The organism is Bacillus sp. AY3-1 (genome assembly GCF_008368785.1).
In the GTDB taxonomy this organism is placed as follows: domain Bacteria; phylum Bacillota; class Bacilli; order Bacillales; family Bacillaceae_G; genus Bacillus_A; species Bacillus_A wiedmannii.
On sequence record NZ_QORZ01000020.1, the window covers coordinates 51,312 to 69,033 of the forward strand.

General features: G+C 33.4%; 20 protein-coding genes and 2 pseudogenes. 15 read left to right on the plus strand and 7 right to left on the minus strand.

All coding sequences use genetic code 11. The features are described from left to right. Positions 1–432: 432 nt before the first annotated feature. A complete protein-coding gene (locus tag DN389_RS21335; protein WP_149237585.1) occupies positions 433–2,247 on the plus strand; it encodes a hypothetical protein in 1,815 nt (604 codons plus the stop codon). A 77-nt stretch (positions 2,248–2,324) separates the two neighbouring features. Next, positions 2,325–2,486 carry a hypothetical protein gene (locus DN389_RS28510; protein WP_179955903.1) on the plus strand — a complete coding sequence of 54 codons (162 nt, stop codon included), beginning with the start codon at positions 2,325–2,327 and terminating at the stop codon, positions 2,484–2,486. 256 nt (positions 2,487–2,742) lie between these two features. Here DN389_RS28510 and DN389_RS21340 read toward each other — a convergent pair whose 3' ends face one another. Both DN389_RS21340 and DN389_RS21345 read right to left on the minus strand, forming a co-directional pair. Further along, positions 2,743–3,315, minus strand: coding sequence for a hypothetical protein (locus tag DN389_RS21340; protein ID WP_149237586.1), 573 nt, complete (start codon positions 3,313–3,315; stop codon positions 2,743–2,745). A 6-nt stretch (positions 3,316–3,321) separates the two neighbouring features. Further along, positions 3,322–3,666 (minus strand): hypothetical protein, encoded by a 345-nt coding sequence (locus DN389_RS21345; protein ID WP_149237587.1) that lies wholly within the window; start codon positions 3,664–3,666, stop codon positions 3,322–3,324. 531 nt (positions 3,667–4,197) lie between these two features. On the opposite strand from DN389_RS21345, the gene DN389_RS21350 reads away from it, so the two are divergent. The 5 genes and pseudogenes from DN389_RS21350 to DN389_RS21375 all read left to right on the plus strand — a co-directional run bounded on the left by DN389_RS21350 (position 4,198) and on the right by DN389_RS21375 (position 9,221). Continuing rightward, entirely contained in the window at positions 4,198–4,407 is a 210-nt protein-coding gene (locus DN389_RS21350) for a hypothetical protein (RefSeq protein WP_149237588.1), read from the plus strand. 516 nt (positions 4,408–4,923) lie between these two features. Continuing rightward, complete coding sequence (locus DN389_RS21355; protein WP_149237589.1) at positions 4,924–5,628, plus strand: hypothetical protein; 705 nt, start codon at positions 4,924–4,926, stop codon at positions 5,626–5,628. Beyond that, positions 5,628–6,257 carry a hypothetical protein gene (locus DN389_RS21360; protein WP_149237590.1) on the plus strand — a complete coding sequence of 210 codons (630 nt, stop codon included), beginning with the start codon at positions 5,628–5,630 and terminating at the stop codon, positions 6,255–6,257. Before DN389_RS21355 ends, DN389_RS21360 begins: the two co-directional genes overlap by 1 nt. A 613-nt stretch (positions 6,258–6,870) precedes the next feature. Beyond that, positions 6,871–7,982: pseudogene (locus DN389_RS29085) on the plus strand (site-specific integrase). 459 nt (positions 7,983–8,441) lie between these two features. Continuing rightward, positions 8,442–9,221, plus strand: coding sequence for a BRcat domain-containing protein (locus DN389_RS21375; RefSeq protein WP_149237593.1), 780 nt, complete (start codon positions 8,442–8,444; stop codon positions 9,219–9,221). Positions 9,222–9,768: 547 nt separating this feature from the next. Here DN389_RS21375 and DN389_RS28900 read toward each other — a convergent pair. Continuing rightward, positions 9,769–10,062: a hypothetical protein gene (locus DN389_RS28900; RefSeq protein WP_255450825.1), complete on the minus strand. Its 294-nt coding sequence runs from the start codon at positions 10,060–10,062 to the stop codon at positions 9,769–9,771. A 488-nt stretch (positions 10,063–10,550) separates the two neighbouring features. Between DN389_RS28900 and DN389_RS21385 the strand changes: the two genes are divergently transcribed. The 8 genes and pseudogenes from DN389_RS21385 (at position 10,551) to DN389_RS21420 (ending at position 15,566) form a co-directional block, all read left to right on the plus strand. Continuing rightward, positions 10,551–10,889 (plus strand): magnetosome magnetite crystal formation protein family, encoded by a 339-nt coding sequence (locus tag DN389_RS21385; protein WP_149237594.1) that lies wholly within the window; start codon positions 10,551–10,553, stop codon positions 10,887–10,889. Positions 10,890–10,892: 3 nt separating this feature from the next. Beyond that, positions 10,893–11,144 (plus strand): hypothetical protein, encoded by a 252-nt coding sequence (locus tag DN389_RS21390; RefSeq protein WP_149237595.1) that lies wholly within the window; start codon positions 10,893–10,895, stop codon positions 11,142–11,144. 8 nt (positions 11,145–11,152) lie between these two features. Beyond that, positions 11,153–11,897 (plus strand): annotated as a pseudogene (locus tag DN389_RS21395) (MerR family transcriptional regulator). 51 nt (positions 11,898–11,948) lie between these two features. Next, the gene (locus tag DN389_RS21400; protein WP_149237596.1) at positions 11,949–12,275 is read left to right on the plus strand and encodes a nucleoside triphosphate pyrophosphohydrolase; all 327 of its coding nucleotides are present in this window, start codon (positions 11,949–11,951) and stop codon (positions 12,273–12,275) included. A gap of 196 nt (positions 12,276–12,471) precedes the next feature. Continuing rightward, a complete protein-coding gene (locus DN389_RS21405; RefSeq protein WP_149237597.1) occupies positions 12,472–13,332 on the plus strand; it encodes a DnaD domain-containing protein in 861 nt (286 codons plus the stop codon). Further along, a complete protein-coding gene (dnaB, locus tag DN389_RS21410; protein WP_149237598.1) occupies positions 13,329–14,618 on the plus strand; it encodes a replicative DNA helicase in 1,290 nt (429 codons plus the stop codon). The genes DN389_RS21405 and dnaB overlap by 4 nt, the downstream gene beginning before the upstream one ends. A gap of 174 nt (positions 14,619–14,792) precedes the next feature. After that, on the plus strand, positions 14,793–15,200 hold the full coding sequence (locus DN389_RS21415) for a DUF3862 domain-containing protein (RefSeq protein ID WP_097858049.1): 408 nt from the start codon (positions 14,793–14,795) through the stop codon (positions 15,198–15,200). Between the two features lie 21 nt (positions 15,201–15,221). Next, positions 15,222–15,566 (plus strand): DUF4064 domain-containing protein, encoded by a 345-nt coding sequence (locus tag DN389_RS21420; RefSeq protein ID WP_149237599.1) that lies wholly within the window; start codon positions 15,222–15,224, stop codon positions 15,564–15,566. A gap of 42 nt (positions 15,567–15,608) precedes the next feature. On the opposite strand, the gene DN389_RS21425 is transcribed toward DN389_RS21420, so the two are convergent. The 4 genes from DN389_RS21425 to DN389_RS28910 form a co-directional block, all read right to left on the minus strand. Beyond that, a complete protein-coding gene (locus DN389_RS21425) occupies positions 15,609–15,932 on the minus strand; it encodes a hypothetical protein (protein WP_001004763.1) in 324 nt (107 codons plus the stop codon). A 23-nt stretch (positions 15,933–15,955) separates the two neighbouring features. After that, positions 15,956–16,489: a deaminase domain-containing protein gene (locus DN389_RS21430; RefSeq protein WP_223261345.1), complete on the minus strand. Its 534-nt coding sequence runs from the start codon at positions 16,487–16,489 to the stop codon at positions 15,956–15,958. 176 nt (positions 16,490–16,665) lie between these two features. Beyond that, positions 16,666–17,166, minus strand: a complete 501-nt coding sequence (locus DN389_RS28905) for a hypothetical protein (protein WP_255450827.1) — start codon at positions 17,164–17,166, stop codon at positions 16,666–16,668. Positions 17,167–17,377: 211 nt separating this feature from the next. Continuing rightward, complete coding sequence (locus tag DN389_RS28910) at positions 17,378–17,557, minus strand: hypothetical protein (protein WP_255450828.1); 180 nt, start codon at positions 17,555–17,557, stop codon at positions 17,378–17,380. Positions 17,558–17,722: the final 165 nt, after the last annotated feature.

A 17,722-nucleotide genomic window follows, 5' to 3' on the forward strand; every position in this document is an offset into this window, starting at 1 on the left:
TCCATCCTGTCAAGGTGGCGCTCTCTCTGCTGAGCTACGGGGGAAACATTGATTTAAAGGCATTCTTACAAGTTTGTATAAATGAAATTCTATTAAAAAAGCAATGGTTATTGTAAATTCTGTGACCATTTGTGACCACAAAATTATGTGCTTAGCTGTCTGTATATGAGTTTGTTTATTTGTAACAGTTATTGAAATGTCGATTATAATATATTGTTTTATAAGATTAAAATATTGATATAAATATAGGAACTTCCTATACAAGGATAGCCAAATTATTCTAATTTGTTATGTGATTTTTGGTATAATAAGATTCTAAACGGTTGGTAAAACATTACCAAATATAAAATTAATTGTTATATCTTATTAAAGTAATTTAATGTGTATTATTAAGGAGTAAATTTAAAAAAAGAACATGGAAGGAGTATAGATATGTCAAAGAATCAGCTAACTAGAAATATGGAAAAATTATTAAAAAAATTAAAAAAAGGCCTGAAACAATCCGATATAGATAAGGTAAGTACATATCTGAAACAGGGATGCGAAATTAGTGGTTCAACTTTTTTTGTCGTACTAAAAAGTAACGTATATGATATGTTCGGAGAAGATTATAAAAGAGTCTATGAATTTTTGGAGTTAATAGAAAAGGATGAGTATATTTGTTCTAATTTTTCTAATGAAGCGTTGAATTTCTGTCAAAATATAAAAAAAATATACGGGGATTTTTTACCAGCTTATCAAAAGTCAAGAGAAAATAAGAATCAAATGATAAATGAGTTACTTAGTAAAAATAAAAAGGACATAAAAAATGTACTATATTATTTTGAACAATTGATTTTCCAAGAATATAAAAGGCATTCGAATGAAAAGTGTTTAGAAATATATAGTCAATTTTTATATGACACTAATTTATTAGCTGATAGCATAGAATTAGAGAAAAACCAGGAAATTAGGTGTGGAAATAATAATGAAGAGTTTGTAAAAAGGCTAATAATGGAATACGGCTTGATAATAGAGTTTAAGAATAACTTTTTTGATTTATTAAGTAGAAGATACAATTTTTCATTAAATGAAAATTGTTATACTTTTGAATCCTCCGATAATAATCTCGACTTAGTGTCGATTTTATATGAGGCTAACAGACAACAGCGAAGAATGATATCTTTAGATAGAAGAGGTGAGCGATTTACCCGGTCATTATTTAGAAGAACAAGTTTAGAATTTCTGTATAAAGATTTTGGATATAAAGTAGATGATGAAATAGAAAATGGTATTACTATTCAAGATATTTATAATGTCTGGGATAGTATTTGCGAATTTGTTGATAATATTAATACATCTAAATCAACTTGGTTAAGGATAAATTATGAGGGAATTATCAAAAAGGATTTTAAAAAAATTATTTCAAAGGAACAGTTTTACAAAGTTCTTGAGAACTATTTTGTATCGAATATAGAGAAAGTTGATTTGTACTTGTATCCTGTTCAAAAGTATAAATCTCAATATTTGATTTTAAATTGGGGCACAGATATTGAATTTACATATTTGCTAAATAATATTGTTCCTAAAGTCATAGATAAGAAGTTTTATGAAGCTGAACTTATAGATGATTTAAAGGTAGTAAAAGAGTTACTGTTTAAGAACAATAACGAATTTTTAGTCTATCCAAAGAATATAGAGTTTAAAGATTTATCAATAGAGATTGATTTGATGTTTATGTATGAAAAAACATTATTTATTGCTGATGTCAAACACACTATGAAGAAATTTGAAAGTATAAGTAATTTAAGAAAATTAAATTATACATATGATGGCATTATACAAGTGGATTATATTTGTAAATTTATTGAAAGAAATAAAGATTTATTTATTGCTAAATTAAAAAAAGAAAAGAATATTGATGTACCTGATTTTGAAGAGGTAAAGGGATTTTTATTAACAAATGAAGGGAAGTTTTCTGGAGTACATTTAAATAAAAATGTTCCCATTTTAACTCGAGAAGATTTCTGGAGATTTTTTGCTTATCCTGTTGTTTTAATCCAGGATATAAATAGATTAAGCAAGACAGGGGTTAATTTTATAATAAAGCATTGGTGGGACTTTTCTAAGGTACCTAGTTTAGAAGATTTTTTGAATTATCTAGCTAATCCTTTTAAAGATAATTTTGCTTTTAAACAATATACTGTTATGGGCGAGGAGGCTTTTTATATAGCTGGAAAAAACTGGTTTATAAAAAGTGCAAGATAAATTATCAGGAACTAAATTCTTTTTCTAAATATAGAGAAAAAGATTATGGGGTGTTAATTGAACAGAAGATTAATAATATGAGGAAGAAAGGTGTAAATGAATGGATAGATGCTTTTTATGTAATAGATTTTACTAAAAAGAAATTGGTGAGTACTGTTAAAGATGTTAAAGACATTAACTATTGGATGGAACTCCAAACTGAATTTTTTAAATTTGATGACACATCAAATAGAAAATAGTAGCCGAAAAGATACCGTATGTACATTAGTTTTGTGTTTTGGGGTGTGGAGTAGTGCTATTTTTATATTGAGTAACGAAAAATTATTAATGTAACAGTATTTTTATTTTAAATTCTGTGAGCTAATTGAATGATAAGATAGTCTCTTAGATATTGATATATAAGTGTAAAAGTCCCCTCTTAATAATAAAGAAGGGACTTTTTGTGAAATTGTATTTGTAGGTGGGAAGACATTAAATCTTAAGGAGAATTACTGTTTAATTTAAACCATTTTGTATTTTAGATTCCAATTTATTGTTATAAAAGCTTAGTAGTGCGATACCTTTACCAGATAAAGATTCAAATTCATATATTTTATAATTATAACTTTGGGAGGTTAATTTCCCCTCACCACCAATAAGTTTTATACATTCCTCATATGTCATGCCCAATTGTAGTTGTTGAAATTCATCTAATGTAATATAAGCATCTTGGAGTTTCTGTAGTCTCTCATAACTTTGGCGTAATTCTTCTGCCTTTCTTTCGTTTTCTACGATTGCTTGCTCTTGTTGTTGACGTTTTTCCTCTTTTCTAGTATCTTCCTTTTCTTTATTAACTTTAAAAGATAATTTATCTATACTTTCTTTGAAATCCTTAACATCTTGCTTAGTATTTAATATTTTTTTATCAATAATTTTTGCGTACATAGTACCAGTACCGTCCTGTTTATATGTTATACCGATTTTTTTATCATCAGTGTACAGTATATCCCCAAGTATATATTCAAAGTAATGCTCTATTCCAAGCTGCTGAATTTTCGATTCATCAGGAGTATATATTTCACGGTACATATTGTATTATTTTGTAAAATTAGTGATATACATTATATCTTCTGCGTTCTTCAGATTGTCTAAGACTACTTTGGTATTATATTTATTACAATACGATATATTTCCCTTTTGACACATTTCATACTGCTTTTTTTCTTGTTTTTTATCCCAATCAATCATATATACAGTTAAAACGATTGCAATAAGAACTAAGATACTGGAAGTTACCATAGTTATAAATATTTTTTTACCAGCTTTTTTCTTTTTAATAAATTTTAGATAAAGAATAGAAACAAGAGAGATTAAAAATACAATTATTGATAGTGGAAACAGTATTAAGATACTATTTTTTATTATCCATTCTAGACTCATTCAAATCATCACCTTTCATGGTATTATTATCATTAAATGGAAAATAACAACTTATATAATTATATCAAAATAGTTTATAGAAAGGGCTTCTAATTGTAAATTTCTAAAATGAAGAATATAAAAAAATAGAAGTTAATGGTATAAAGCGATACCACATTTATGATATGAAACAAATTCCCTTTATATTTGGATACGTGTGATTAGATATATTTTGTTGGCGATACACTACGTAAGTATCATAATCAGTAAAGTTCCATATGCATAGTTGGGTTATAGTTTCTATAATTATTTATAAATTAATTAAAATAATGTAATTATGATTATTTGCCTTCAATGCATTAGGAATGCATGTAAACAATATGTAGGGCAGTTAAGGATTCTAAGGGTGCTCTTAATAATGAAAGGAAGCGTCAATAAAGATAAGAAAACAGGAAAATAAGTAATTGGAAATCGTATGCGCAATTAGCATCTTCTGCCGTGTTATAATTTTTATACTGATAATAATAGGTAAAGAAGAAAGGGTGGATTTAAATGAAATTTAAATATTATAATGACACTGGAAGAACAGTATATATTCATCCTGCGACATTTATTCATGGTTGTAAAGGAGACGAAACCCCAATTAAGCCATTGGAAGAAAGATTACTTATTTTACCAGAAGGGGCATATCCTTGGGTGAAAATGTGGGATTATGGAAAAGAAAGAGGTTTGCAAATTTTAGTTTCACCTACTGTAGATTAAATTCAATAATGGTTATAAAAATATCTAAACAGGCATAGGAGATATATGTCTGTTTTATTATTAAAGAAAGTGTTATATGTAGACGAAAAATAGATTTTAAAAGATATCATATGGAAAATAGCACGTTCGAATTAAAAAATATCGTTCGCAGATGGAAAAAATAAACATCTTAGAAATGGAAATTAGAAGTTTTGCTAAAAAATTCGATTTGAGAATGTAAGTGTGTATTGAATAATAAAGGATTTAATAAGTGATAGTAAGTATATGATTGATATTCGAGTATAAGGGATAGGTGAGGTGATGAAATAGTATTCTTTTTTTTAGTTGTGATAAATTGTTAATCTGTCATTTAAGGTGTTCACATGTTTTTGAAAAGAAGTTTCCATATTTAAGAATTGACAGGACGTAGCTTAAGAGATTACTTGACCACTTGTAGTATTAATAATTGTATACACAAAAACTGTTAAAATGAGTATTATAGAAGTATATACATGTTTTTTAAAATGGAGGGTTAGGATGAAGGACGAGAGAGAGTTTAGGTCATTTCTGGTATTGGAGAACTTATCATATACAGGATGGTCAAATGAGTTTTGTGTACCAAAAGAACCGCTGGATTTCGAAGGTGAAAAAGTAATTGTTAAAAGCCATTCAGAAGATAAGGGGAACGATTTTTTAGATTATGAGTTTTTATGGGAAACAAAAAGAGAGATAGTTTCTGAAGTTTTAGATGCGCACAGTGGGGAAATTTACTATGAAAAGAATTATATAAATAAGGTTGCACAAATTTCTGTTTGGATCTATAGGGATTTGCCAATTTGGATTGTATTTATAAAGGGAACTACAGCTAATAAAGTAATTCATTTACTTAATGACTATTTCCCTGAATGTAAACTTTCACGTGTAATATTTAAAGATAGATTTTTTAACTTGCTATTAAATTCTAGTAATCAAATTTATAGTTTACAAACAACAATGAAATCAGAAAGTACGGAGCAGGAATTTTCAATCTCAGGTTATTTAGACAGGAGTAATTACTCATTAACTGATGGATATATAACAGAATTACAAATTGAAGCACCTGCTGTTGGTATAAGAGCAAAGCTGCATTATACAGGAAGAGTTGCGCTCTATAATACGCCTCATAGACGACAAGTAGATGAGTTCATTCAAATGTTGGGGAGAATAATGATTGAATCACAATCATTAAGGGGGGACTATTAATGAAGTCGTTTTATCAATCAATTTCAAATAGTCCGTTCTTTACATTTTTAGCAGGCGTAGCTTCTGTTATCGGGTTAATTATTTCTTATAATAATGATAAAATTTTTTATTGGCTAATATTTACTTTGATTGTCATTATTTTTCTACAGTTATTATATTTAATTAATCTTAATAATAAAATGCTAAACCATTCAAGTATGGTTCTAGGGAAAATGGACGTTATTAATTTTAATGTGTTTGAATCAAAGGTAGAATTGGAAGAGAATGAAGAGGGAAGCTATGTTTCTAATGCCGATATATTTTTTGTGATTCAGTCTGCATTGACACCAGATACTTTACTTGAAAAACCCGTAGCATTAGTGCAAATTCAATTCCCCTCACAATTGCGCATGAAGTTTTATTATCGGAATCATTTAATAAAACAGATAGAAAACACTAATAATACCTGTAGTTTTGAAATCCCTATAGGAAAGGATAGTGAGTTTATTGCAATTCGTTCTATTCACTTGAAAGTCGGTGAAGAGGAAACATTTAAAGCATCAAGTAAAAAAATTGATGTATCTATAACTTGTTCCGTAACAGGACAAACTATGAATGAGAGTATTCCGATATCAAGTGTAGGATGGTAAATTAAATAATATTGTGGGAAAATTAAAAAGCGCCATTAAATTTCTTTTGTTTAAAACTAAAACCAATGAATGATTGAATAATATTAATTGTAATTATTCAATAGAAGAATTTAAGGATGAATTTACATACTTTTATTAGTGCGATGCGGTTATTTCTTGTGGTTTAATTTTTAATTATAACACCTTGAGCTGTTAGAGCTTAAGGTGTCCTACATTGGCTGCGGTTTATAAGTATATGACTCTTAAAAAATCCTATTTCTTTTATACGAGATAGGATTTTTTATTTAATAGTATCTTTGTTAACGTAGGAAAACTTCATTCACGGGCTGATGGAATATTTTTGATAATAGTTTCCAAAGTTAAGATTTATGATAAGTGTAGTATTACTAATATATATTTTAAGATATAAGGGTGGTTACCAGCTGATATTTAGCATAGCTTGTAAAGTGCTAAAGGTTCGCGATACTTTTATTTGTGAGAGAATATGTGTAAATAAGGTTCAGCAGCTTTTACATTAGTATAAGGTGAAATTCTAATCAATACCCCAAGATAATACGCTATAATAAAATTACCATATACAGCACAGTTAAGGACTCCAAGGAGGCTCTTAACAATGAAAGGAAGCGTCAAAAAAGATAAGAAAACAGGAAAGTATTTTTATATTGTAGATATTGGTATTGACCCTTTAATGGGTAGAAGAAAACAAAAGAAGAAGAGGGGATTTGCTAGTAAACAAGAAGCAGAAAATGCTTTAACAACACTACTCGCAGAAGTTCATACTGGAATATATGTAGAACCTAGTAAACTTACTTATGGTGAATATCTGGAAAGCTGGTTTAATACAAAGAAGCATGGTGTCGGTATTCAAACAGCAAAGGTGCTGAAAGGGTATTTAAACACTCGCATCATTCCTTCTCTAGGTAATATCAAACTAGCCAAGTTAACACACTGCATATGCAAAACTACGTCAATTCGCTGCGAGATGAAGGTTTAAAGCGAGGAACAATTGAGAAGATAATAAAACTCATACGGAACTCTCTTGAACATGCAATAGATTTGGAGTTAATCACCAAAAATGTTGTAGCTAAAACCAAGTTTCCTAAAGCTGATAAGGAAGGGTTAACTGTGTGGAATAAACATGAAGTACAGTGGTTCTTAAAAGCTGCGCAGGATAGCAGATATTCTATTGTCTTTCATATGGCTCTTGTAACTGGAATGAGACAGGGTGAATTGTTAGGCTTGCGGTGGAAAGATATTGATTTAGAAAAAAGACATTTAACCATTAGCCAAACGTTAAGTCATGATGGAAAGACGTTTTTGCTTGGAGGCAAGACAAAGTCAAGTTTAAGAAAGATACTATTACCTGCATCAACAATAGTGAAGCTAAAGAAACACAGAGCGGTCGTAATAAAAGAGAAGCTGAGTCAAGGTGAGGAATACCAAGAAAATGACTTGGTGATGTGTACGCCTTCTGGAACACCAATTAATCCTGCTAATGTTAGAAGAAGTTTAAACGCTTTGATTCAGAAAGCAGCTGTGCCAAAGATTCGATTCCATGATTTACGTCATACACATGCGACTTTACTACTAGCTAAAGGTGTAAATATAAAGGTAATTTCTGAACGGTTAGGACATAGTAACATCAAAATTAAATTAGACACTTATTCGCATGTATTGCCAACGATGCAAGAAGATGCAGTTAACAAAATAGAAGAGATTTTGTAGGGAATGTGACCAATTCTGTGACCACTGGTGTTTTTGAGGATGAAAGTAAACAAATAAAAACCGCATCAAACGTTAATTTGACACAGTTTCTACAATTATGATCCCGACTGGCCTCGAACCAGCGACCTCCACCCTGTCAAGGGAACTTCCCAGTGAACTGTAGAGGTTTGGGATCAGTAAAACTTATATGTATCAAGGCCCTCAAGTTATTATCCTCATTGAGAACCACTTCAGTTAGAGTTTCTTACGGAAAATACTAAAGGAGTTATATTCATTGGTCAAGTACTTTTTATAACGACCTCCACAGATTTGGCTTTTGAGTTAACGTTCTCAAGTAATCTTTAAGAATAACAATTTAAGGGGAGTATTGTTTGATATTGTAAATGAGCTAGTTTAATCTATTTAATATAGTATTAAGAAAAATTGCTAGAAAGTAGACGATGAGGAGATGGTTAAAAGGTGATTAAAGAAAAAATTACTAAAATTAAAACTTGCTTAAAAGCGTTACCAAAGAATCAACAAGTTGCTGAGGATTTAGATTTCTATACCTTCTTAGCTACATTAATTCCTGTTCCTGGATACCAACAAGCTGCTCTATTAGTTAATAAATTAGTTGCTAATCATAATTTAAACCTATTAATCACAGAATTACGAGAGGGTATTTACCAAACTAATACACGGATATCTACAATCGAAAGTGATGTAGAAAAAATCCAATCAATGGCTAATATTGTTTCGGTTGTCTCAGATTTAGATGATAAAGTTAATTTAATTATGGAGCAAGCTCAGCAGGAATTACCTTCTGAATTTGTTGTTGAAACAGACGAATGGAGTACGCAAACTATAATTGATCAAATTATTAATGCAGACTTTACATCAGTTTCAGCTACTAATAATAGCCATAATCGTTTGGAAAATGTTGATATTAACTCTAAACGAACTCATTTAAGGGCTACAAATCATTCATCCAATTATTTGCAGGGGACAAGTTTTAAGGATTCTATAGGTACTGTTGGTATGGATGGAATTACGCAACAAGGAAATATACAGGTTACAGGCAACTCGGTAGGCTTTGGGGATGGCTCTGCATTAATTTTTGGTAACCCAAATGAAGTAAGGGGAAATTGTCCTAATCCTAAGTGTAATAAAGTAGTTGTAGCTGATCGAATTGAGCTACAGAGTTATTCAAGAATTCAATGTCCGCATTGTAAGGGTGTTTTCAATATTGGATTAAAATAAATTTCTACATAGGTTGATTGTTGATAAAAATATATGAGAAATCTTAAGTGAGTTAAATATAACGAGTACATTAAATAAAAATGTAGACTTTGAGGATGTTGGAGTGAGTGGGATACATATAAGCAAGGAGACTTTAGGTTGTTTAACTTCCTACTCGATAGATTCACCTTTGAGTATAACCGAATCAGACCTATGTCTTAAATAAGAAAAGCTAATTAGAATACCTTTAGATCACCTATAAAGTGGACTAGGAGTTATTCTAGTTGGCTTTTTACTTGTAAGTTGCTTATTACATGATTTTCTCCTCGCGTTTTTAATTACCCTGAGAGGTAAAACCTCTCCCTCGATGTGGTCACTTTTCAGTACATCAACATAGGAACTATAAAGGGTATAAAAATATAACTATTGAGCTCTACCTGAGAAGGTAAAATCCCCTTGGAGAATTCCCCTGTTAGGTACTACTCGTATTATTCCACCTCACCAACACAAACAAAAGAGGTAGAACCTTTATAGTCCTACCTCACTAGTTTTATTCATTGTTAACATACTAAAGTATTTCCTTAGTAGCTTTTATGTAACCTACTGTCTCGTAAGATATTCTGCTGTTCTTATAAAAGTTCACGTTTCTCCCAGTTAGCTGATTCTTCAAGTACAACGTCTTATTACGTCCACTCCCTAGGAACAGCGACATGTCTGTGCCTGTAAAGACGAACTCTCTATTACCGCTATACACGAGAACGGCTTTAGTAGGCAAATGGTCCATTGCTTCTTTGTGTTCCTTTAAGGCACCCCAATCACTCTTGAAGTCATCTGCCAGTTTTCTAAATAGTTTCTTAATCACTTTGTATGCCCCCTATAGATAATACATTACCCGAGTCGCAAATTTATGTAAATACTTTACAAATTAATCAGAAGAAATGGGAAGTAATCTGTGAGTCTATCCTAAGATTACATAAAAAAAACGATAGGTTGTTGTATTCTTTCTCTTCCTGGAACTCTTTCATAGCAAAACTTAATAGCATAACTCACCAATCCTTTCTATGTAGTTGCATACAAAAAAAGAGGACTACCTAGCTAACCTTCATAGGCTAATTTTAAGTAGTCCTCTTTACGAGTTGTGAGTTTATATAGCCCCCCACAGTTTCAGCTTTTGGAAATAGTCTCTCAAGTATTGATACCATTGAGATAGCAGACTAGACAGATTAAGAGCCTACGATGAAAAAACTGTCAAGATAAAGCTCTAATTTTTTCTATAAAATCCCCTTGCACCTCCCCCAACGTCATCCCCTAACCTAAAGAAGACAAATCAAAAGGGGGACCAAACAACTCATGAAAACCACCATAAAAGAAAAAAGAAACACCATCATCATGCTATTACTCTCAGCCACAATAGGAATCTTTTCACCACTACTCATGTACATCACACTGGTACGTAAAAATGAGGTGTACAAATATCATTGCCGAAAGGCGTTCAATTTTCATTTGTTAATTTTTCTTCTATTTAATATTAGTTCGCGTATTAGTGATGTTTTGTTTTGGATTGTGTTTGCTTTTGAGGTCGTTCAAGTGATCATTATTGCGTGGAAAGTAATACGCGACGCGCCATATCGTTATTTCATTCGAATTCCGTTATTTAAAGAGGATAAGTACGCTGTGGAAGGAGAATAGGTGGTGAAAAAAGAAGTGGAGATAAGGGGAAAGCGAATTTTTATTATGATTGCCGTGTTGTTTATTGCGATTTATATCGTTTTACGAAAAAGAAAGTATGAGTACTTCTATGATGGTATTATCGAGTATGAAAATCGTTATAGAGGGAATGTTCCTTTTTTGTTACTTGTTGTAGGTTTGTTTCAATATTGTAGGCAGAATGAGATGAGTTTTTCTCATATGCTTCAGTATGTGAAAGAGAAGTTAGCGGGGTAGGTGATGATATGGCTTGGATGATTAGTGAGTTTGCAAGTGTTGGGGATGTTACGGTGCGGACGCTTCGTTATTATGACAAGATTAATTTATTAAAGCCGAGTGATTATACTGAAGGCAGACATCGGTTATATACGAAAGATGATTTGTATGTGCTGCAGCAAATTCAATCGTTTAAGCATCTCGGTTTTTCGCTTGGGGAAATTCAAAATATTATATTGCAGCGTGATATAGAGACAGAAGAATTTTTAAGGCAAATGCATTTTCAAAGGGAATTGCTTTTGGCAGAGCAAGAAAGAATTGCGAAGGGTGCTTACGCATATGGATGAGATGACGAAGAAGTTTCAAAAGGAAGAACGAGTGGATGTTGCTTTGTTTTCTTCTTTTTTGCAAACTTTCATATGGGAGAAAGAAAATAAGGAATGGTTAGAGGAACATTTTTCAAAAGAGAGTGTTCAAGGTTTTTATAATAATAAGGAATTAAAAGAAGAGTTTGATCGGCGATTTATGGATGTGATAGGGAAGTTGAAAAAGTATAAGGAAGAAGAGAGGACCCCTTGTCACCATGCCGTTCAAGTTACCTTGAAGGAATTTTTCAATTTAATAGAAGAGGTGATGAACTATCTTGATACACCTCAAAGTGATATAGAGGATATAATCCAAAAATCAAACCTCCCACTATCTGAATTCCCAACCCTCTTCACAACCGAAGAAGAAAACTATATAAAAGAAGCAATCCAGCAGTTTAACAACTAGTTAAACTGCTTTTCCATTATAATAGAAGAAAAACCAACGGAGGGAAATTCCATGCCAACCTACAACAAACTAATCCGAAACAAAATCCCACAAATAATAAAATCCAACGGAAAAACACCCACAACTAGAATCCTACCCGAAGAAGAATACATAAAAGAACTCTGCAAAAAAACACAAGAAGAACTAACCGAATATCTAGAAGCAGACACAAAAGAACATAAACTCGAAGAACTATCCGACCTCCTAGAACTAATCAACGCCCTAGCCGAACACGAAGGCACAACACTAGAAGAAATAAACAACATCCGTAAAAAGAAAGCAGAAGAACGAGGCGGCTTTTCAAATCGAGTCTTCCTAATCGAAGTAACCGACAACTAGCCCCTCATAAGCCCCTTGCAAGCCCCTACCAAGTAATAAATCACTAAGAAAAAACATAACAAAACAAAAACACCAACAAACACCGTAGTAGGAGTCGAAAAAAATTTGAAATAACACGCCAAAAACCCAGCCCTCCTTCCTATATATAGTACAAAGAGGAAATTTTCATTTTTGAATTAGGACGGGAGGAATTAGGATGGCGGTGTATCGTACTGTGCAGGTAAATTTTTGGCAGGATGATTTTGTTTTGGATTTGACGCCGGAGGAGCGGTATTTTTATGTGTATTTGTTGACTTGTTCGAAGACGACGCAGTGTGGGATTTTTCCTTTTCCGAAGCGGTTAGCTGAGATGGAGACGGGTTATAATCGGGAGACTGTTGATAAGCTTGTGCAGCGCTTTATTGATTATGGGAAGATTCTTTATGATGCGGATACACGGGAGTTATTCGTTTTGAATTGGCTTCGTTATAATCCGGTGACGAATACAAATGTGGAGAAGTGTGTGCTTCGGGAGCTTAAGGGTGTGAAGAATAAGGAGTTTGTACATATGTTTCTTCAGAAGTGCGTAGAGGAGGAGCTGAATGTTCCGATGCTTTTAGCGCATTTCGGTATGCCGAGTGATTTGGCTGTGGATGATGTTGAGCCAGTTTGCGAGGAGACAGAGGAAGAAGAGGTTATAGAGGAAGAAACGGGGAGTCGCGTGTTTTCTTTTTATGAGCAACATTTCGGTAGTTTGTCCCCGCATACTGTAGAGGAACTGAGTGCGTGGATGGAAGATTTGTCAGAGGAGCTTGTGCTGAAGGCTCTCCAAATTGCGTTTGAGAATAATAAGCGGACGGTTGCTTATGTGAAGGGCATTTTGAGAGGGTGGCACGGGAAAGGATTTACGAAAGTTTCTGAGGTTGAGGCGGATACGGCGAGCTTTAGGAAGAAGGAGTCGTCTGTTAGTACGGGGGAGACGGAGGAGTTTTTGGCGAGGTGTGAGGAGTGGGAGAAGAATGCGCCGTCTGAGGAAGAGTTGCAGCGCTTTTTAGCGGAGCGCGGGTGGCGTCCATGAGTATTCAAAATGTGGAGGCGGAAAAGACGGTGTTAGGTTCTCTATTACTTGATGGAGAGCTTATTAAGGAGTGCCGTTTGACGGAGCAGTATTTTTCTCTGTCAGTGCATAAGTCTATATTTCAGTTAATGCGAAAAATGGAAGAAGAGGGGCAACCGATTGATCTTGTGACGTTCATTTCTAGGGTAGATCCGAAGTTTTTAGAGGGGATCGGGGGAATGGAGTATTTTATAGGGTTAATGGATGGGGTGCCTACAACTGCCAATTTCTCTTATTATGAGGGGCTTGTTCGAGGTGCCTGGAAAATGTATCAGGCGGGTGTTCTCGGGCACAAGATGGGAGAGCGTCTTATTGCGGAGAAGAGTGAGAAAATTATTGGTGAGACGATTACGGCACTTTGTGAGTTAGAGGAGAAGGACTGTGTATGTGAGTTTGATTTGAAGGATGCGTTAGTTGATTTATATGAAGAGCTGCATCAAGATGCGAAAGAGATTACGGGTATTGAGACTGGTTATACATCGTTAAATAAAATGACGTGCGGATTGCAGGAGGGTGATTTTGTCGTTCTTGGTGCGCGTCCTTCTATGGGGAAGACTGCGTTTGCGTTAAATGTAGGACTGCATGCGGCGAAGTCTGGAGCGGCGGTTGGATTGTTTTCGTTAGAGATGAGTAGTAAGCAATTGTTGAAAAGGATGGCGTCTTGCGTAGGGGAAGTATCAGGAGGTAGGCTGAAAAATCCGAAGCACCGTTTTGCGATAGAGGACTGGGAAAAGGTGAGTAAGGCGTTTGCGGAGATCGGGGAATTACCATTTGAGATTTACGATAACGCAGGCATTTCGGTGCAAGATATTTGGATGCAAACTCGTAAGTTAAAGAGGAAGCACGGTGATAAGAAGGTTTTAGTTATTGTAGATTACTTGCAGCTTATTACGGGTGATCCGAAGCATAAGGGCAATCGATTTCAAGAGATTAGTGAAATTTCTCGTAAGCTTAAAGTATTAGCACGTGAATTAAATGTTTGTGTAGTAGCGTTGTCGCAATTGTCTCGTTCGGTAGAAGCAAGGCAAGATAAGCGCCCTCTTTTATCTGATTTAAGAGAGACAGGACAAATTGAGCAAGATGCGGATGTCATTATGCTTATGTATCGAGAGGATTATTATGATAAGGAAACGGTGCAGAAAGAGATGACGGAAATTCATGTGGCGAAGCATCGGAATGGGCCTGTGGGGAGTTTAAAATTGAGGTTTTTGAAGGAGTTTGGGCGGTTTGTGGAGAGGGAGAGGTAGCGCATATTCGTTTGGATGATGCGGATGTGGAATAGATAAGATAAGCAGTTAATGGAGTAATGCTCAGCATTGCTCTTTTTTATTATCTACGACAGAATATGACAAATTCTGGATGAGTCCTTTGCTAAGATGGGCTTGGTAATCTTACATCATACTTAATAGGAGGCAATGAAAATGTTAAAAAAAATCGGGGGATTGGTTTTGGGTAGTGCTGTAGCATTAAGTTTAGTGGCATGTGACGATTCTACTAAGGAAGCTTCTAATGAGAAAAAAGACGTGCCGAAGCAAGAGGCAAAGAAAGAGAATACAGAAAGTAAAAAGAAAATTACAGCAGCTGACGTAGAAGCTATTAAAGTAGGTGATTCTTTAACTGGTGCGGGTGGTGAGAAATATGAAGATGTGGTCGCAAAGTTTGGAGAGCCGGATAATAAAGCGGAGTCTCAAGCTGGGGATGTTAAAATGATTATTGCTAGCTGGACAAAAAATATTAATGGTGACCTTGGAGCGAACTTTAATGTTACATTTACTGAAAAAGATGGACAAAAACTTGCTACGAGTAAAGCACAAATGGGAATGAAATAAAGGAAGGATAGGGGATTCAAAATGAAACGTACAACAGAATTTGTATTAGGACTTATTGGTGGTATTTTCGGTATTTTATGTGCATTTATTGCTTTATTTATTGGAGGAGTCGCTTCTGCTATGGAGGCAGAAGGAGCAAGTGATGTTATAGGTTTAGGCTGGGCAGCAGTTGCTTTATCGGTTGTGGGTATCGTTGGATCAGTTATGGTAAAAAGCAAAGCAAAAGTTGGCGGGGCTATGATGACAATCGCTGCAATTGGAGGATTTATTTGTATTTCTTTCATTTATATTTTACCTTCAGTTCTGCTATTAATCGGTGGGTTAATGGGAATCTTTCGTAAAGAAAAAGTGGTAGTGTCTGCATAGATTCATGTAATAAAAATAGCCGACTAAAGTCGGCTATTTTTATTAGGTTAAATACGCAAATTTTTTGATTTGTTCTTGTAAATGTTTATTAACTGGTGGAACTCTTTGAAGCTCGGTTTGAAGTAGTGCTAATTCTTCTGTTAAAACTTTTACTAATTCAAAGTTTGTTTTATCTATGGCTAGTTCATATAAACGGTTATATACAACGAATTTCGCAAGTGGATCTGCATTTGTATCTTCGCGTAATTCTTGAAGGATTCTGCCAAAAGTATCTCGTAGTTTGGCGCCCTGAACTTCATGGAATTTATGGAATAGTATGTTGGTGAATTCAACTAACTCTGTATACTTATTTTCATTTTCATTCATTATTTGGAACACCACCTTTTATGTTATTTTTCGTGGAATAAGTTCAATGTTATATTTCCATTATATCTCTTTTCGAATTGATCTATAACATTTTTACAGCTTGTGCAAGGATGTAGCTCAGTAAATAAATTTACAATTCCTTTAGTTGGCTTAAAAGTATCTGCAAGAAAACGTATTTGTTCCAAAAGTTTCGCTTCTGTATCCACATATCTATCATATGGAAGTAAGGAGTCCTTAGAGCTAAGTTCCAAGGTGGTAAATATTTTGTCTTTACGTAAAATAGCACATGATGAGGCAAATAAATTATCTTCTTTTGCATAGTGTAAATAAGGATCTGTAAGGTAGTCAATTTGACTGTGGGAGTATAATGTTTGGATAAAGTCATTGAAAATAAATTGGGCTACTGCAACATTGCCTTTATTATAGATTTTTCTCTCTGCTTTTCTTAAGTTATGGATAGAAGATAATGTTGTTTGAATATTATAGCGGAAATCTATGGAGTTCTTTTTTAACTCGACACCTTTTGGATCTAAAAGATAAAATTTTTTATTTACCAATATGATACCCACTTTCCTTCTATCGTTAATACATACTTCAATCTATTTATCTATATAATTATAATTGATTTTGAAGGGGGTGGGTGTTATTTTTCTTATTATTTAGAATTAAATCAAAACAATTTAATCCTGAATAATGCTTAGAAATAGCCAAAAAGACTAGTTTCCTAGTCCTCTTAACTTAATTGCGCTTCAATATATAAATTTGTTAAAGGAGTATCTTTCGCTTTTTCTTTAGCGAAATCATATTCATAAACATAACCATTTTTATCTACAGCGTAGTAACCAGCAACAAACATATTTCCATTATGGCTATCTTTTCTTAAAAGAAATAAACTCATTCCTTCATCTGTAGGATCATCCAGATGCTCTAATTCAAAATCCTGTGGGTTTTCTTTACTTGAAATCAAGTAAGTTTTCATTCCAGCTTCGATTTCTGAAAATCTAAAAGCGCCTTCTTCCATTGTTGAAGGAGCAACAAAAGTTTTATCAGTCAACTGCTTCTTCAATTTCTCTTTATCAACCTTTGAGGATGATTTTGTAGTTTCTTCTTTATTATTTTCTTTACTATCATTCGCATTTTGAACCGGATATTCATTCATTACTTTTTCAGTATTCAAATCAATAATTTTAAGGTTACTTATAGTTGGTGTATCTAAACCGCCAACTTCAAACATAATGGCGTAATTTGAAAGTATTTGTATGACTTGTCCGCCGCCGCGATTTGTGGAGATTGTACCTTTTGTGTTGGAGTTTTTCTTAAATTCCCACCCTGCATCTTCAAGACTATTGTCCCAAGGAGAACCTGTGTAAATGCTATAGATTTTTTGTGCTAATTTTTTATCTAACTCATATGTCTTTTGCTCTTTATCTGCTTTCGATTCTAAATCAGCAAGTTTTTTTTGTTAATTCTTTATTTGCTTTTTCTAGAGAGTCTTTTTCCTTTTGTACAGTCTGTAATTCAGTAGTAGAATTCGTGTTTTCATTTGCTTTACTCGGAGTGTTATTATAACCTTGTAAAAGTAGTAGTGATGTGGCGAGTGTGAATATGACTTTAATCTTTTTCATAAATACCCCTCTTTTTCTCTGTTATTTCCTTTTCTACCATATAACGTATAATTGTATTCGTCAAATTCACTCCGGCTAATATCCAAGACAAAAAATATGGTGAGAGAGTTGGAGGGGGGAGTTTTTCGAAATTAAAACACCAGTATCGTTTAGATAAATACTGGT

Excerpts from the sequence above, each read along its gene's own strand:
- DN389_RS21335 (WP_149237585.1), top strand. The coding sequence starts at position 433 with ATGTCAAAGAATCAGCTAACTAGAAATATGGAAAAATTATTAAAAAAA.
- DN389_RS28510 (WP_179955903.1), top strand. The coding sequence starts at position 2,325 with ATGAGGAAGAAAGGTGTAAATGAATGGATAGATGCTTTTTATGTAATA.
- DN389_RS21340 (WP_149237586.1), bottom strand. The coding sequence starts at position 3,315 with ATGTACCGTGAAATATATACTCCTGATGAATCGAAAATTCAGCAGCTT.
- DN389_RS21345 (WP_149237587.1), bottom strand. The coding sequence starts at position 3,666 with ATGAGTCTAGAATGGATAATAAAAAATAGTATCTTAATACTGTTTCCA.
- DN389_RS21350 (WP_149237588.1), top strand. The coding sequence starts at position 4,198 with ATGAAATTTAAATATTATAATGACACTGGAAGAACAGTATATATTCAT.
- DN389_RS21355 (WP_149237589.1), top strand. The coding sequence starts at position 4,924 with ATGAAGGACGAGAGAGAGTTTAGGTCATTTCTGGTATTGGAGAACTTA.
- DN389_RS21360 (WP_149237590.1), top strand. The coding sequence starts at position 5,628 with ATGAAGTCGTTTTATCAATCAATTTCAAATAGTCCGTTCTTTACATTT.
- DN389_RS21385 (WP_149237594.1), top strand. The coding sequence starts at position 10,551 with ATGAAAACCACCATAAAAGAAAAAAGAAACACCATCATCATGCTATTA.
- DN389_RS21400 (WP_149237596.1), top strand. The coding sequence starts at position 11,949 with ATGCCAACCTACAACAAACTAATCCGAAACAAAATCCCACAAATAATA.
- DN389_RS21405 (WP_149237597.1), top strand. The coding sequence starts at position 12,472 with ATGGCGGTGTATCGTACTGTGCAGGTAAATTTTTGGCAGGATGATTTT.
- dnaB (WP_149237598.1), top strand. The coding sequence starts at position 13,329 with ATGAGTATTCAAAATGTGGAGGCGGAAAAGACGGTGTTAGGTTCTCTA.
- DN389_RS21415 (WP_097858049.1), top strand. The coding sequence starts at position 14,793 with ATGTTAAAAAAAATCGGGGGATTGGTTTTGGGTAGTGCTGTAGCATTA.
- DN389_RS21420 (WP_149237599.1), top strand. The coding sequence starts at position 15,222 with ATGAAACGTACAACAGAATTTGTATTAGGACTTATTGGTGGTATTTTC.
- DN389_RS21425 (WP_001004763.1), bottom strand. The coding sequence starts at position 15,932 with ATGAATGAAAATGAAAATAAGTATACAGAGTTAGTTGAATTCACCAAC.
- DN389_RS28905 (WP_255450827.1), bottom strand. The coding sequence starts at position 17,166 with ATGTTTGAAGTTGGCGGTTTAGATACACCAACTATAAGTAACCTTAAA.
- DN389_RS28910 (WP_255450828.1), bottom strand. The coding sequence starts at position 17,557 with ATGAAAAAGATTAAAGTCATATTCACACTCGCCACATCACTACTACTT.